Raw genomic sequence first — 15,719 nt, 5'->3', positions numbered from 1 at the left:
GGGCGAGTCTCCAGAATGATGAATGAGCCGGGAAAATTGCACACAAAGACCGAACCTGTCCACCGGTTCGGCATTGCTGCGCTCGCCATTCGGGAGCAGCGGCATCTCTCTTCGGGCTGTCGTGCAATATTTCCGCTCGCCGAACGGGCAGGCTCTTTACCGGCCAGGAAATGCATGCATACATAGTGTAAATATGCATACAAAAGTTGAGTTCTAAAACTGACAGCATTGCATGCCAAAACGATGCCCTTCAGGACCCAACGAGCGAAAGCTGGAGAATGATGTCGATGGACAGCCGGACGACCCAAACCGACACGCGCGACAGGACTGCCTTCGACTTCACGACGCTGTCGGCGCGTGAGCGCTACAAGCTGATGATCGGCACGATCATTCCGCGCCCGATCGCGCTGGTGACGACGGTCGACGAGCATGGCGGCTTCAATGCAGCTCCGTTCAGCTTCTTCAACTGTCTGTCTGCCGATCCGCCGATCCTTGCCATCGGCGTCGAGAACAATGCCGACATGTCCTTCAAGGATACCGGCCACAACATCCGCATGACAGAGGTGTTTACCGTCAACATCGTCTCCCATACCATCGCCGAGGCCATGCATGCCTGCGGCACGAAATATCCGCGGGGTGTCGATGAATTGAAGCAGGCCGGCCTCACCGCCATGCCCGGCACGAAGATTGCTGCGCCCTGGATCAAGGAAGCGCCGGCCGCCTTCGAATGCCGGCGGCATATCACCCTGGAACTGGGCAAGTCCCGCCAGATCATCATGGGCGAGATCATCTTTGCGCATTATCAGGAAGGCGCGGTGGATTCGGCCCTGCATGTCGATCCGAACGTCATCGATGCCATTGCGCGCCTTGGCGGCGATACCTGCTCGACAATCCGGGATCGCTTCGAGATGTTGACACCCAAGCTGGCCTGAACGGGCTCGCGAAGACTGGCAGATTTGACTGAGGAATAGATGCATGACGACACTTCCGCCCTCCGGACGCTTCGACGGTCCGGTTCTCCTGACCGCCCGCTGGGTCATCGGCCACCGTGATGGCCACCACGTGATCTTCGACGACGGCGTCGTGGTTTTCGAAGGGGACAAGCTCGTCTTCGTCGGACACGATTATCCCGGCGAGGTCACTGAACGCATCGACTATGGCAATGCGATTATCTCGCCCGGTTTCGTCGATCTCGACTCGCTTTCGGATATCGACACGACCGTGCTCGCCTTCGACAACCAGCCGTCCTGGAAGAAGGGCCGGGTCTGGCCGAAGAGCTACATGGATCGCGGCCCCTATGAGATGTACACGCAGGAGGAGCTGGCGTTCCAGAAGCGCTATGCCTTCGCCCAGCTCATCCGCAATGGTGTGACGACGTCGCTGCCGATCGCCTCGCTGTTCTACCGTGAATGGGGCGAAACGGTTGCCGAGTTTTCCGCCGCCGCCGATGCCGCACACGATCTCGGCCTGCGCGTCTATCTCGGCCCGGCCTATCGCGCCGGCAACAGCTATGTCGATGAGAACGGCCGTATCGCCTTCCATTTCGACGAGGAGCGCGGGCTTCGCAACTTTGCGGAGTCGCTGGCTTTCGCAGAACGGATCGAGGGCCTCGGCTCGCCAACCGTGCGCGCCATGCTCGCGCCCGACCGCATCGAGACCGGTACGCCGGACCTCATGCGCCGGACGGTGGCTGCCGGCCGTGACCTCGATATTCCGATCCGCCTGCATTGCTGCCAGTCGGAGCTGGAATTCGACCGCATCACCAGCGCCTATGGCATGACGCCGCTCGAGTGGCTGGACTCCATCGGTGCGCTTTCCGACCGCATGCTGCTGCCGCATGGCGAACTCGTTGCCGGTACGCGCAATGTGGAGCGCGCCGGTCGCGATCTCGATATCCTGCGCGATGCCGGGGCGACGCTGGTGCATTGCCCGATCGTATCGGCCCGCCATGCCGGCTTCATGGACAGTTTCAGCAAGTTCCGCGCGATGGGCGTGCGCATCGGTCTCGGCACGGACACCTGGCCGTGCGACTTCATCCAGAACATGCAGGTCGGTGTGCTACTCTCGCGTGTGATGGACGGCTCGATCGATAGCGTGCGCTCCGAACACTACTTTGACGCCGGCACGCTCGGCGGGGCGGATGCGTTGAAGCGGCCCGATCTCGGCCGCCTGCAGCCCGGCGCGAAGGCGGATATCATCGTCATCGACATGGGTCATGATCGCATCGGCCACGTCATCGATCCGATCCAGACGCTGATGATGAGCAGCTCTGGCCGCGATGTGCGAACCACGATCATCGACGGCCGCTTCGTCATGGTCGATGGCATAATCCCGGGTTTCGACGCGAAAGCCGAGCAGGAGAGGGCGCAGCGTCAGTTCGACGGCCTCGTCGCGCGTTATCCGGAGCGCACCCATGGCCATCCGCCGGTCGAGGAGATTTTCTCGTCGAGCTATCCGCGCTATCGCCGCGGCGCCTGAGCCCCGCCTTAAAAAACAGAAGGCCGCCGCGGAAAAGCATCCGCGGCGGCCTTTTTGGTTTTTGGACTGTCTTAGCGGACAGGCGGTGCGTACATCAGGCCGCCGTCGCTCCACAGCCGGTTGAGGCCGCGGTCGATCTTCAGCGGGCTGTCCTTGCCAAGATGGCGCTCGAAGACTTCGCCATAGTTGCCGACGGCGGAAACCGCGTTATAGGCCCATTTCGGATCCAGGTTCATCGCCTTGCCGGCCTCGCTGTCGATGCCGAGGAAACGCTTCTGTGCGGTGGTGCCGCTTTCGAGAAGTGAGGCGGCGTTTTCCTTGGTGATGCCCATTTCCTCCGCCTCGATCAGCGCGAAGAGTGTCCAGCGCACGACCTTGAACCATTGCTCGTCGCCCTGGCGAACGGCCGGGCCGAGCGGCTCCTTGGAAATCACCTCGGGCAGCACGGTGAAGCGGTCCGGATCGTTCAGCGTCAGGCGCTGGGCATAGAGCGCCGAAGCGTCGGTGGAGTACACGTCGCAGCGGCCGGTGTTGAAAGCCTGGATCGTCTGGTCCGGCTTTTCGAAGGCGATGACCTGATACTCGATCTTGTTGGCGCTGAAATAGTCGGCCATGTTCTGTTCGGTCGTCGTGCCGGTTTCCGTGCAGACGGAGGCGCCGGAAATGTCCTTGACGCTGGTCACGCCGACATCCTTGCTGACCATGAAGGCCTGGCCGTCATAATAGTTGACGCCAACGAAGCTCATGCCGAGATCGGTGTCGCGTGACAGCGTCCAAGTGGTCTGGCGCGACAGGAGATCGACTTCGCCGGATTGCAGCGCCGTGAAGCGGTCCTTGGTGGAAAGCGGCACATAGGCCACCTTGTCCGGATTGCCGATCACGGCTGCGGCAACTGCGCGGCAGAAATCGACGTCGAAGCCGCCCCACACACCGTTCTTGTCGGGCACGGAAAAGCCGAGCACGCCCTGGCTCACGCCGCAGCGGACTTCGCCGCGTTCCTTGATGACGTCGAGCGTGCCGGCATGGGCGGCCGTGCCGGCAGCGAGCGTGGCTGCGGCCATGGCCAGAATTGCGTTTCTCATGGGGTTCTCCTCCTTGTTGATATTGGGCATGCGTTGTCCCGGCCGGGGGAGCGTGGCCCTCCCGGCTGATCGGTCTTGGATGTTGGTGTCTCCAGCCTAGCCGAGCGTTTTTGCGACGTCGGCGAAGGTGTCTTCGAGCACGGCGATCAGGTAATCGGCGTCTCGCTTCGAAAAGATCATCGGCGGGCGCATCTTGAGCACGTTGTCATGCGGCCCCTCGGTGCCCATCAGCACGCCGCGGCGGCGGGCACCGTTGGAGACGGCACGGGCGAAGTCGGTCGCGGGCGCCCTGGTCCTGCGGTCGGTCACCAGTTCGATGCCGAGGAACAGGCCGAGGCCGCGCACGTCGCCGATAACCTCATGGCGCTTCTGCATGTCGCAGAAGGCGTCCATCAGGTAGTTGCCGATCGCCAGCGCATTGCCGCGCAGGTCCTGGCTTTCGATGACGTCGAGCACCGCAAGGCCGACGGCACAGGAAACCGGATTGCCGCCGAAGGTGTTGAAATACTCCATGCCGTTGTTGAAGCTGTCGGTCACTTCGCGGGTCGTCACCACGGCGGCCAGCGGATGGCCGTCGCCGATCGGCTTGCCCATGGTCACGATGTCCGGCACGACGCCCTGCGTCTCGAAGGCCCACCAATGGCTGCCGACGCGGCCGAAACCGACCTGCACTTCATCGGCGATGCACACGCCGCCCGCTTCGCGCACCAGCCGGTAGACCTCCTTGAGATAGCCTTCCGGCAGAAAAACCTGACCGGCGACGCTCGGGATGGATTCCGCGATGAAGAAGCCCGGCCCTTCGCCCTTCGCCTGCATGATGGCGATCTGCTCGGCGACGCTTTCGGCAAAACGCTTGCCGTGCTCCTCGATCGGCCAGTCCGCAGGCGCGTGGTAGCTATCGGGCACTGCCGCGATATGGACATGCGGCTTCGGACCCTTGCCGCCCTTGCGACGGAACTTGTAGGGGCTGATGTCGATCAGCTCCTGCGTCGTGCCATGATAGGACCAGTCGAGCGTGATGGCGTTTTCACGGCCGGTATGCGCCCGCATCAGGCGCAGCGCCAGGCTGTTGGCCTCCGAGCCGCTGTTGACGAAGCCGGCGACCGTCAGCTCTTTCGGCAGCGTCGCCGTCAGGCGCTCGGCATAGGCGACGATGTTGTCGTGCAGGTAGCGGGTATTGGTGTTGAGCGTTGCGGCCTGCTTCGTCATCGCCTCTACGACGGCCGGGTGGGCGTGGCCGATGTGGCAGACATTGTTGAAGCAGTCGAGATAGGCCCGGCCGCCATCGTCGATCAGCCAGACGCCATCGCCGCGAACGAACTTGATCGGCTTATCGTAGGAGATGGAGAGGTTGGGCAGCAGTAGTTCGCGCCGCATCTTCACGATCTCTTCATGCGAGCGGCCGCTCCGTTCGTAGAACTCCGCGGCAATGCCGGCAAAGGTGCGCGCATCGGGAAAGAGTTCCGCCCAGACATCGAGATAACGCGGCTCGCCGACGCCGAGGATTTCTGTGGCGGAGAGGCTGGTATCGGTCGAGAGCTGGAGATGCAGATGCGGCGCCCAGCCGCCGTTTTCCGCCGGCGCGCCCATCTCGCCGACGAGGGCGCCGGCGTCCAGCTGGTCGCCGGCCTTCAGGCGGCCCATCGCCTCATGGGCGAGGTGGCCCCAGAGCGTCACGAAGGGCGGGCAGCCTTCCGGCTCATGTCGCAGGGCAATCAGGCAGCCGTAGCCGAGCGGATCGGGCTCGACCTCGACACTGACGACGGTTGCGGGCAGCGGCGTGAACACTTTGGTCCCGGCCGCCATGAAGAGATCGAAGCCGAGATGGTGGGTGCGGCGCGCGCCCTCGATGAAGCGCGAGACGAACATCTCGCCGGCATAGACGGTGCGCTCTTCGCCAAACGGACCAATGCCAAGTTCGACACCGGTTTCACCGCAATAGGTCTCCCAGATCGCCTGCGCCTCATCCGGCTGCTCGGCGGCTGACTTGATGGTCATCGGATGGGTGGGGTCGCCATAGGGCACAAGTGCTGCCGGATAGGTCGCGGTCGGCCGCTCGAGGAGGGGGGCAAGCGACTCGCGGTTTCTGGCAATCCAGTCCGTGACGGCGCGGGCGCCGGGTGCCGCCTCGAAGCCGCAGGCCTTGCGCAGGATGGCGGTGGCAAAACGCGGGTTCATCCGGTCGAGCTTGCGCAGCAGCGTCCAGGCGGGTCGCTCGCTGATGGCGAGATAGGGGTTGTCTTCCGTGTGGCTGCGCCGCGAAGCGGAGATCGTCACGGAGGTGACGAGACGCAGGGCTATGAGGTCGTAGAGGAGGTCGATTTCCTCTTCCAGCAGCGGATATTCGGCGTGGAAACCGCGGGCGATCGCAGCCGCCGCACCGATCGGATCGGTATGGTCGAGGCCGGCATAGGCGCTCGCGATGGCGACTTCGGCGATCAGCGGTGCATGCAGCGCATCACCGAAATCGATGAGGCCGGAGATGCGGTCCTGATCTGCGGGATCGACCAGCACGTTCCAGTCGTTCGCATCGTTGTGGATGACGGCGGCGCGCAAGGTTGCAAGACGCGGCGCAAGCTTGGTGAAGCGCGCAAGAAAGCGTTGGAGCAGCGCGCGGTCTTCCGACGCCGAGACGTGATGCAGCCGCTCGGCCGAACGGCCGGCCTTGCGGATATCCCAGTCGAGATCGCGAAGCGCGCCGGGATGCATGAAGCCCTTCAGCGCGGCATCGAAACGGCCGAGCATACGGCCGAGGGATTCGAGTGCGGCATCGCTGCGGTTCGTCTCGGCCAGCGGCTGGCCATCGACCCAGCTGACCAGCCGGATGCGGTGGCTGACGCCGTTCGTGCTGGTGATACGGGCAAGGCTGGCACCCGTCACGGTCGGCCGGATATGCGGTACCGGCAGATCGCCGGCATGCGCATCGACATGGGCAAGCAGGGCCGTCTGGAAATCGCTCTCCACCGCGGGCTCGGCGGCGTTGACGATCTTCAGGATGAAGGTGCCAGCGGGCGTTTCCACCTTGAAATTCTGGTCGCGCTCGCTGGCAAGCGGCGAGAGCGTGCCGCTGAGCCCATAGTGCTCGGCGAGCAGCGCGGCTGCGGCTTCAAGGGAAACGTCCGGTGTCGTCTTCAGCATGTCGTTCATGGCAGTCCTCTTCGTCACGCAAAGAGTTGCATGGACGCGGATCGGGCGCATCCGGCATTATGCCGGTTGTGCCGGCACTCTGTTTATAATAACCGTCATCTTGTCGGCGCGATTGCAGGAGGGGCCATGCAGGATACGGACGCCATCGACCGCACCATCCTCAGCATCCTGACGAAGGAAGCGCGCATCCCGATGAAGTCGCTTGCCGGCCGCATCGGGCTCTCCCGAAGTGCGACGACGGAGCGCGTCAGCCGGCTGGAAAAGGCCGGCATCATCCGCGGCTACCGTGCGGATATCGGTCAGCTCGACGACGGCCAGATCCAGGCCTTCCTGCTCGTCACCCTGAAGCGCACGCCTTCGATCGGCGTGCTCGATCGGCTTGCGGGCTTTTCCGCCGTGCGCAAGGTTTCTTCCGTCAGCGGCCAGCTCGATCTGGTGGTGGAGGTCGAGGTCGGCTCGATCAACGCGCTGAACGAAATGCGCAACGAAGTGGCGACCATGGACAATGTCGAGGACCTCACGACCTCCATCGTGCTGCGCCGGGATATCGAACGCAGCTGAACCCGGCTGTGGAATCCGCTTGATCGATCAAGGCTTTCGGCGCCGGGTGGTTGCCCATGCCACCTCAAGTGACGTATCGAAAAACAAACATAAGGGGATACCGCGCCGCATGAGCGAAGATTGGGGACATTTCGACGAGGACCTGGAGCGCGCCCGCGTCGCATGGCTCTATTTCATCGGCGGCCAGACCCAGCAGGAAATCGCCCAGCGCATGAACATCACGCGGCTGAAGGTCAACAAGATCATCGGCCAGGTGCGCGAATCCGGCAGCGTGCAGGTCAATGTCAGCCTGCCGCTCACCGATTGCATCGAACTCGCCGAAAAAGTTTCCGCCCGTTACGGCCTCTCCGATGCCGTCGTGGTGCCGGATCTCGACGACTATCTCGAGCAGAAGCGGGTGATCGGCGAGGCGGCCGGCTCGCTTGCCAGCGACCTGATCGAAGGCCGCGACATGGGGGTTGGCATCGGCTCGGGGCGAACCCTAAGCTTTGCCGTGCGCAGCCTGCGTGCCCGGCCGAAATCCGAAAGCTGGGTGGTCGGCCTGACCGGCGGCGTCACCAGCGGCTCGGCCACCAACACATTCGAGGTGGCAACCGCCTTTGCGCGCGCACTCGGCGTCGAATGTCACTATCTGACGGCGCCGATCTACTGTGCCAATCCCGAAAGCCGCAATGCGCTGCTGCTCAACGACGAGCTGACGGACGTGCTGGCGCGCACCGAGATAGCCGATATCGGCATCGTCTCCTGTGGCGCGCTGGCGCAGGATACGTCGCTGACGCAGATCCGCGTGGTGAAGGACAATCTTGATGCAGTGCTGAAGCGCGGCGCGGTCGGCGAATTCATGGGGTGGTTTCTCGACGCGCGTGGCCAGGCGATCGACCATTTCCTCAACGACTCGATCATCGCGCTGCCGCCGGACAAGCTGAAGCTGAAACCGATTTCCGTGCTGGTTTCCGGCGGTATTCGCAAAATCCCAATCATCCGAGCGATCCTGCGCGCCGGCTACGTCAACCGGCTCGTCACCAATGAAGGTGTCGCGCGGGCCCTGCTGCAAGGCCCGCGCTGAACATTCAATCAGGCCAGCGCCTTCTGAAGTGCGGCCGCCATGGCGCGCAGCGTCACGAAGGTCGAGGCCGCGCCCGGGTCGATATGGCCGACGGAGCGTTCGCCAAGTTTGGCGGAACGGCCACGGCGTGATTCCAGCGCTGCCGTCGCCTTCATGCCCGCCTCGCCGCCATCGCGCGCGGCAACCAGCACGTCGAGCGCCGAGCCACCGTCCTTCGCCACCTTTTGACCGGCTTCGACCGCCGGCACCCAGGCGTCGATCATCGTCTTGTCGCCGGGGTCGGCGCGGCCGCGATCGCGAATGCCCTGGCAGGCGGCACTCAGCCATTCGGCCATGCCGGCACCATCGAGGTTGAGGCGGTGGCTGACGGCCGTGCCGGCGCGCAGGAACGCGGTGGCATAGAGCGGACCGGAGGAGGCGCCGACCGCATCGAGGAAGGCCTTCGCCATGCGCTTGCAGATGCCCTCGATCGTCTCGTCGTCCTGGCTGTCTTCCAGCGCGCTCTGCACGGCCTTCCAGCCGATCTCCATCGTCACGCCATGGTCGCCGTCGCCGATCACGCCGTCGAGTTCGGACAGCCAGTTCTTTTCCGCGATAATCTCGTTGCCCACGGCATGCATCATCGTCTTGAAGATCGCCGGCGTGACGTCGCCTTCGGTCAGCAGTTCGCGCGGCTTTTCCTGCGCTGTTGCCGTGCTCTCGGCAACCTTGACGGCCTTGCGGCTGCGCGCCGCAAGGCCGTCGGTCTTCTCGAAGGCGCCGACGACGAGGGCTGGCGTGCGGCAGGGGTGATCGAGAAGCGCCTGCAACGTGTCGTCGAGCTTCATCAGCGTGACGGAGGCGCCGGCCATTTCCAGCGAGGTGGCATATTCACCGACCCAGGAGGCATGGATTTCGATATCCAGTGCATCGAGCCGCTGCTTGACGCGGCGGAAGATGAGGTAGAGCTCGATCTGCGACGTGGCGCCGAGACCGTTGACGAGAACGGCAACACGCTCGCCCGCCTTCAGGCCAAGCTCCCTGATGACTGCATCGACCAGTTCGTCGGTCACTTCGTCCACCGGTGCAAGCTTCTGGCGACGGATGCCGGGCTCGCCATGGATGCCCATGCCGATTTCCATTTCGTCGTCCCCGATGGTGAAATTCGGCTTGCCGGTCTGCGGCAGCGAGCAGGGGCTGAGGGCCACGCCCATTGAGCGGGTCGCCTCGTTCGCTGCCTGCGCCAAGGCTTCGACACGCGCCAGCGGTTCGCCGAGATCGGCGGCGGCACCGGCGACCTTGAAGACGAAAAAGTCGCCGGCAATGCCGCGACGTTCGGATTTACGCTCGATCGGCGCGGAGGCGACGTCGTCGGCAACCGCGACGTGACGCACGGCGATGCCGGCCTGTTCCAGCTCTTCCGCGGCCATGGTGAAGTTCAAGACGTCGCCGGTATAGTTGCCGTAGAGCATGACGACGCCGACGCCGCCATCGACGGCACGGGCCGCCTCGACGATATGCGACGGCGAGGGGGAGGCGAAGACATTGCCGACGGCTGCCGCGTCGGCCAGGCCGCGCCCCACATAGCCGGCAAAGGCCGGCTCATGGCCGGAGCCGCCACCGACGACGATGCCCACCTTGCCGTCACGCGGGCCATCGACGGCGACGACGGCCCGTCCGGTAGACCCTTCCACGCGCAGCATGTCCGGATGCGCGCCGACCATGCCTTCGATCAACTCCGCGATGATATTTTCCGGCGCGTTGATCAGCTTCTTGGTTTTGACTTCCTGGTTCATTCTCTTGTCTTTCGTCAGATCGATGCGGCGGCTTGTATCAAGCGTCACGGCGCAGATAACGGCGGGAAATGGCGTCGAAGGAAATGGCGAGCACGACAATCGCACCCGAGACGATGCCCTGCCAATAGGGCGAGACGCCGAAGAGCACGATGATGTTCTCGATGATGGCGATGATGCCGGCACCGAAGATCGCCCCGATCGGGCTGCCGATGCCGCCCGTCGTGGCAACGCCGCCGATGACGGAGGCGGCGATCGGCGCCAGAACCCAGGTTTCGCCGATGGACGGCTGGGCGGTGCCGAGGCGCGCAACCATCAGCACGCCGGCCAAGCCAGCAATCGCGCCTGCCACGCCGAACACGAGAAGGCGAATCTTGTCGACCTTGATGCCGAGCATGCGCGCACCGGCCTGGTTGTTGCCGATCGCGTACATGTAGCGGCCGAACGGCGTCTTCAGCATGACGAAGGTGGCGAAAGCCAGCGCCACGAGCATGATGAGGAAGGGAACAGGCACGCCAAGCAGGTCGCCGCGGCCGAGATAGTGCACATCGCGCGGGATGCCCGTGATCGCGACGCCGCGCGTCAACACCAGGTTTGCGCCGCCGAAAATGCCGGCGGTGCCGATGGTGAGCACCAGCGAATGCAGCCGGAGTACGGTTACCAGCAGGCCGTTGAGTAGGCCGAGGCAGCCACCGAGCAGGATCGCCAGCAACATGGCCGAATAGGGCTCGAAGCCGAGCCGCACCATCAGGATGCCGGAGATGACACCACACAGGCCGCCGATCACGCCGAGCGACAGGTCGAGTTCGCCGAGCACCATCAGCATGGACTGCGCAATGGTGATCAGGCCGACGAAGGCCAACCCGCGAGCGATGACCGACAGGTTGTAGGGCGTGAGGAAGTAGGGAGAGATCAGCGCGGACAGCGTGAAGATGACCGCAAGAGCGACGAAGACGCCGGCAAGCGGGCTGCGCGCCAGGTGCGCGATGGCGCTGGTTTGCGTGGAACTAGTTTGCATGGGCTTTCGCCTCCGTGCCGAAGATGGCGCCTACGAGGGTTTCATTGCTGGTGTTCGTGGTGTCGAACTCGCCGGTGATGCGGCCATGGTGCATGGTCACGATGCGGCTTGCGCATTTCTTGAGTTCATCGAGTTCGGAGGAGACGAGGATGACGCCGACGCCTTCTTCCGCCAGACCCTTCATGATCTTGTAGATCTCGGTCTTGGTGCGGATGTCGATGCCCTTGGTGGGTTCGTCGAAGATCAGCACGCGCGGCCGGGTCGCCATCGCCCGGCCGATGATGGCCTTCTGCTGGTTGCCGCCGGAGAGCTGCGAGATGCGCTTGCCCATGCCGGAGGTGCGGATGCCGTAGTCGTCGATGATCTTCTGCACCGCCTCCCGCTCGCGGCCGCCGCTGATGCCGAACGAGCCCCTGGTGAGCGAGAGGATGGAAATGCCGATGTTTTCGCGTAGCGACAGCAGCGGGAAGATGCCGTGGTGCTTGCGCTCCTCCGAGAGGTAGAGCATGCCGCCGTCGACCGAGGCGGATGTGTCGTTCAACGTCCAGGGCTTGCCATCGACCGTCACGGCACCGGCCTTGGCTTTCAGGAAGCCGAAGACCGTCTGCATGACCTCCGAGCGCCCGGCGCCGACGAGCCCGGCAAAACCGAGGATCTCGCCACGGCGCAGGGTAAAGCTGACATCGTGGAAACGGGCACCGGAAAGCCCGCGCACATCCATGATCGTGTCGGTAACAGGCCCTTGCGGGCGGAAATGTTCGTCGAAGGCGAGATCCCGGCCGGACATGGCGCGGATCAGGTCCGCTTCGCCGATGTCGGCAATCCGGCCGCTTTCGACTTTCTCGCCGTTGCGCAGCACCGTGTAGTCGTCGCCGATCGCAAAGACCTCGTCCATTTTGTGGCTGATGAAGACGATGGCGTGGTCGCGGTCGAGCAGGCCGCGGATGACCTTGAAGACCCGGTCGACTTCGACGCGCGTCAGCGATGACGTCGGTTCATCGAGGATGAGGACCTTCATATCGGCATTGGTGCAGGCGCGGGCGATCTGCAGCAACTGCTGGTCGGAAACCGAGATGTTGGCGACCAGCGCGCGCGGATCGGCCTCGATGCCGAAGCGTTCGAGATAGGTGCGGGCCTCCTCGACGAGCGCACCGCGATTGACGAGAAGCCCGCCATGCCCCGTCCGTTCGAACGGCATGAAGAGGTTTTCCGCAACGCTCATCTGCGGGAAGAGGTTGAGCTCCTGCGGCACATAGGCGACGTTCTTGTAGAGGCTCGCATCGTCGGCCGGGTCATGCCCGTCGATCAGCACCTGGCCGCGCGACGGACGGTCGGTGCCGGTGAGGATCTTGACGAGGGTGGATTTGCCGGCACCGTTTTCGCCGGCGAAAATGTGCGTGCGGCCGAGTTCGATCGACAGATCGACCCCGTCGAGGGCGGTCACGCCGGGAAAGTCCCGGCCAAGGCCGCGGGTTTCGAGATAAGCCATGGGATACCTGCGCGCAGGATGAAGACAGAAGAGGCGCGGGAAAACCCGCGCCTCGCGGCAATCCGGTTTCTGCCGGATCAGCCGCCGACATTTTCCTTGGTGAGGAAGGCGTTGCCGGTGTCGAGGTAACCCGGCACCTTGGCGCCCGTTGCCTGCGCCCAGAGCAGCATGACCGACCAGTAGCCCTGCAGTTCCGGCTGCGAGGCCGACGAGCTGTCGGCGACGCCATCGCGGATCATGTCGAGCATTTCCGGCAGGTTGTCGAGACCGACGAGGGTGACCTTGCCCTGCTTGCCGGCTTCAACGATCGCCTGGCCGATGCCGATCGGGCCTGCCGCGTCGGACGCGACCCAGCCCTTGAGGTTCGGGTTCGCCTGCATGATGGCGGCCGCCTGCTGCTGCGCCGTCTCGATGCTGTCATTGTCGATACCTTCGGCAACGACCTTGATGCCCTTGTGTTCGGCAAAGACCTGGCGGTGGCATTCGGCGCGGATCGAGTGGTTCGGCGCGGTCGGAACACCCTGCATGATGGCGACTTCGCCTTCACCGCCGAGAACCTCGACGAGGCGGCGGGCCGCGATCTTCGCCTGCTCGCAGAAGTCGGAGCCGATATAGGGGATCGCCATGCCTTCCGGCGGGATCGAATCGAAGATCACCAGTGGGATGTTCTGGGCCTGTGCTTCTTCGAGCGAGGCACGGTTGCCCGAGGGGTCGAGCAGGTCGAGCGCGAGGCCGTCGGGCTGGGTCGCGAGCGCGCTGTCGATGATCTGGTTCTGCTGGACGACGTCGGCGGACTGCGGTGCCGAATAGATGACTTCGACGCTCGAGCCGGTCTGCGCCTTGATCGCGGCGGCTGCCGCCTGTGCGCCTTCGTTCACCTTGTCGAACCACGGATGCACGACCTTCGGCACGACGACGAAGCGATAGCTGTCCTTCTTGGTGGTTCCGGCGGCGTCCTGCGCCGAGGCGACGACGGGCAGGGCGAATGCGGCGGCGCACGCCAGCAGCATGGCAAGTTTCTTCATGATGACCTCCCTTGGAGCAGGCGAAATTTCCTCCCGCCTGAATGATGGAACGAGGGCTCTGCATGGGGGCTTGCTCCCAAAACCCAAAGCCCGCATGCGGATTGATACAGATGTATTTTCATTTTTACAACAGTAAAATCTGGCTGACTATTCCCCGACGGCGCGTCATGCACGATGATGGCCTTGCATCGCGTTGCCGGTTGTCGGGCTCTTATGAGCGGGAAGCGTCGTCGGTGCTGGAAACCGCTGTCACGGGGAATGCCCATGCCGCTTCAGAACCGCGTCACGCCTTTCGGTGAGATCGTCGCAATTGCACAACGCGGCCTGTTCACCGGCAATCGCGGCATCCTCCACGATCCGGCAACGAAAACCCTCCTCACGAAGCGCTGGTCGAGCAAGGCCTGGCTGGTCTGCACCTGTGACTACAAGGGCCGCCGCCGGGATGTCATGGCCGGGCGAAGCTGGACGGAACTGTTCTTTCTCGACGAGGCGGTGGCCTTTGCGGCCGGCCATCGGCCCTGCTTCTTCTGCCGGCGCGAGACGGCAGAGCAGTTTCGCGCATGCTGGGTTTCTGCGAACGGCGGGGAAAAGCCCTCGGCGCCGGACATCGATAAGGTCCTGCACTGGGAGCGGCTGGATCGGCGCAGAAAGCGCATCCATGCGCTGCCGGGGACACTATCCTCCCTTCCGGATGGTGCGGTGGTGGTCGCTGCCGGCGCGGCGTTCACGCTTCACGCCGGCCGCGCCTTCCGCTGGACCAATGAGGGCTATGCCCCGCCGCGATCGCTCCAAGACGCCGACGGGCTGCTGACGCCACCCTCGACGCTGGCGGTGCTCAGGGCGGGGTATCGTCCGGTGTTCCACCCGTCGATCCTGTCCGGCTGACGATCAGGCCACGCCAGCCTCCAGCAGGTCGACCAGCCGCGCCAGCATAGCGTCACATCGGCCGAGTTGATCGGCGCTGACGAATTCGTCCGGCTTGTGGCCCTGCTCCATGAAGCCGGGGCCGCAGACGGCGGTGGAAATGCCGAGGATCTCGTTGAACAGCCCGCCCTCGGTGCCGAAGGCGACTTTCAGCGTCGGATCGTCGTGATCGAGAATGCGCCGCAGCAGGCGCACCACGGGCGCGTCCGGTTCGGCATTCAGGCCCGGATAGCCGGAGACCTGCTCGATCTCGATACAGGCCATGGGAAAGCGGTTGCGGAAGGGCGCGGCGATCGCCTCGGCATCGGCCGCAATGCCGGTGAGGATGTCCTGCGGGTCGTCTTCGGCAATGTTGCGGATCTCGAAGTCGATCTCGCAGCGGTTCGGCACGATGTTGAGTGCGGTGCCGCCGCGCATCATGCCGGCATGGATGGTGGAATAGGGGATGTCGTAGTCGGCATCGCGCGCGCCCTTGACCGACAGGTCCTCCTGCCGCGCCTGAAGCGCGGTGATGAAGCTGGCGCCGAGATGCAGCGCGTTCAGCGCATTGGGCGCGAGCGCCGAGTGCCCTTCCTGTCCATAACAGCAGGCGCGTAGCGCCAGCTTGCCCTTGTGGCCCGTGGCAATCCGCATGCCTGTCGGCTCGCCGACGATGCACAGCGCCGGCCGTTCAATCCGCATGGCCAGCGCATCGATCAGGCCGCGCACGCCGATGCAGCCGATCTCCTCGTCATAGGACAATGCGAGATGCAGCGGCGTTTTGAGCGGCCGGGAGGAGGCGATAAGCATTGCCCGCACCGCCGCCGCGACGAAGCCCTTCATGTCGGCCGCGCCACGCCCGTAAAACCGGCCATCGCGCTCGACGAGGGTAAACGGATCGGCGCTCCAGTCCTGTCCTTCGACCGGCACCACATCCGTATGCCCCGAAAGCACCACGCCGCCCGGTCCATCCGGCCCGATGGTCGCCCACAGATTGGCGCGGCTGCCATCCGGATGGGAGAACCGCTCGATCTTTGCGCCGACGGGACGGAGCAGGCCCTCGACATAATCCAACAGCGCGAGGTTCGACGTCCGCGAGACCGTTGGCTCGGCGACAAGACGGGCGAGGATTTCCGGGGTCGAAGGGATCATGCGTGTGCTCTCACGGAGATACGATA

General features: G+C 64.1%; 12 protein-coding genes. 5 read left to right on the top strand and 7 right to left on the bottom strand.

Annotated features, from left to right (window positions below; all coding sequences use genetic code 11):
- Positions 1-287 precede the first annotated feature (287 nt).
- Positions 288-932, top strand: a complete 645-nt coding sequence (locus tag BSY16_RS11965; protein ID WP_069059872.1) for a flavin reductase family protein — start codon at positions 288-290, stop codon at positions 930-932.
- 43 nt (positions 933-975) lie between these two features.
- Positions 976-2,478, top strand: coding sequence for an amidohydrolase family protein (locus BSY16_RS11960; protein WP_069059871.1), 1,503 nt, complete (start codon positions 976-978; stop codon positions 2,476-2,478).
- Between the two features lie 71 nt (positions 2,479-2,549).
- On the opposite strand, the gene BSY16_RS11955 is transcribed toward BSY16_RS11960, so the two are convergent.
- Complete coding sequence (locus tag BSY16_RS11955; RefSeq protein WP_069061511.1) at positions 2,550-3,560, bottom strand: amino acid ABC transporter substrate-binding protein; 1,011 nt, start codon at positions 3,558-3,560, stop codon at positions 2,550-2,552.
- A gap of 96 nt (positions 3,561-3,656) precedes the next feature.
- Positions 3,657-6,707 carry an aminotransferase class III-fold pyridoxal phosphate-dependent enzyme gene (locus BSY16_RS11950; RefSeq protein ID WP_069059870.1) on the bottom strand — a complete coding sequence of 1,017 codons (3,051 nt, stop codon included), beginning with the start codon at positions 6,705-6,707 and terminating at the stop codon, positions 3,657-3,659.
- Positions 6,708-6,833: 126 nt separating this feature from the next.
- Here BSY16_RS11950 and BSY16_RS11945 point away from each other — a divergent pair, with 126 nt between their 5' ends.
- Positions 6,834-7,268 (top strand): Lrp/AsnC family transcriptional regulator, encoded by a 435-nt coding sequence (locus tag BSY16_RS11945; RefSeq protein WP_069059869.1) that lies wholly within the window; start codon positions 6,834-6,836, stop codon positions 7,266-7,268.
- Between the two features lie 109 nt (positions 7,269-7,377).
- Positions 7,378-8,334 (top strand): sugar-binding transcriptional regulator, encoded by a 957-nt coding sequence (locus tag BSY16_RS11940; protein ID WP_069059868.1) that lies wholly within the window; start codon positions 7,378-7,380, stop codon positions 8,332-8,334.
- 8 nt (positions 8,335-8,342) lie between these two features.
- Here the strand turns inward: BSY16_RS11940 and dhaL are convergent, their stop codons facing one another.
- The 4 genes from dhaL to BSY16_RS11920 form a co-directional block, all read right to left on the bottom strand.
- Positions 8,343-10,109, bottom strand: coding sequence for a dihydroxyacetone kinase subunit DhaL (dhaL, locus tag BSY16_RS11935; RefSeq protein WP_069059867.1), 1,767 nt, complete (start codon positions 10,107-10,109; stop codon positions 8,343-8,345).
- A gap of 37 nt (positions 10,110-10,146) precedes the next feature.
- The gene (locus tag BSY16_RS11930) at positions 10,147-11,124 is read right to left on the bottom strand and encodes an ABC transporter permease (protein ID WP_069059866.1); all 978 of its coding nucleotides are present in this window, start codon (positions 11,122-11,124) and stop codon (positions 10,147-10,149) included.
- Positions 11,114-12,613, bottom strand: coding sequence for a sugar ABC transporter ATP-binding protein (locus BSY16_RS11925; protein ID WP_069059865.1), 1,500 nt, complete (start codon positions 12,611-12,613; stop codon positions 11,114-11,116). The genes BSY16_RS11930 and BSY16_RS11925 overlap by 11 nt, the downstream gene beginning before the upstream one ends.
- A gap of 77 nt (positions 12,614-12,690) precedes the next feature.
- Complete coding sequence (locus BSY16_RS11920; protein WP_069059864.1) at positions 12,691-13,638, bottom strand: substrate-binding domain-containing protein; 948 nt, start codon at positions 13,636-13,638, stop codon at positions 12,691-12,693.
- 264 nt (positions 13,639-13,902) lie between these two features.
- Here BSY16_RS11920 and BSY16_RS11915 point away from each other — a divergent pair, with 264 nt between their 5' ends.
- Entirely contained in the window at positions 13,903-14,523 is a 621-nt protein-coding gene (locus BSY16_RS11915) for a hypothetical protein (RefSeq protein ID WP_069061510.1), read from the top strand.
- A 3-nt stretch (positions 14,524-14,526) separates the two neighbouring features.
- Here BSY16_RS11915 and argE read toward each other — a convergent pair whose 3' ends face one another.
- Complete coding sequence (gene argE, locus BSY16_RS11910) at positions 14,527-15,693, bottom strand: acetylornithine deacetylase (RefSeq protein WP_069059863.1); 1,167 nt, start codon at positions 15,691-15,693, stop codon at positions 14,527-14,529.
- Between the last annotated feature and the right edge of the window lie 26 nt (positions 15,694-15,719).

Source organism: Sinorhizobium sp. RAC02 (assembly GCF_001713395.1).
Classification (GTDB): domain Bacteria; phylum Pseudomonadota; class Alphaproteobacteria; order Rhizobiales; family Rhizobiaceae; genus Shinella.
This window is presented reverse-complemented; position numbering and strand designations above follow the sequence as displayed.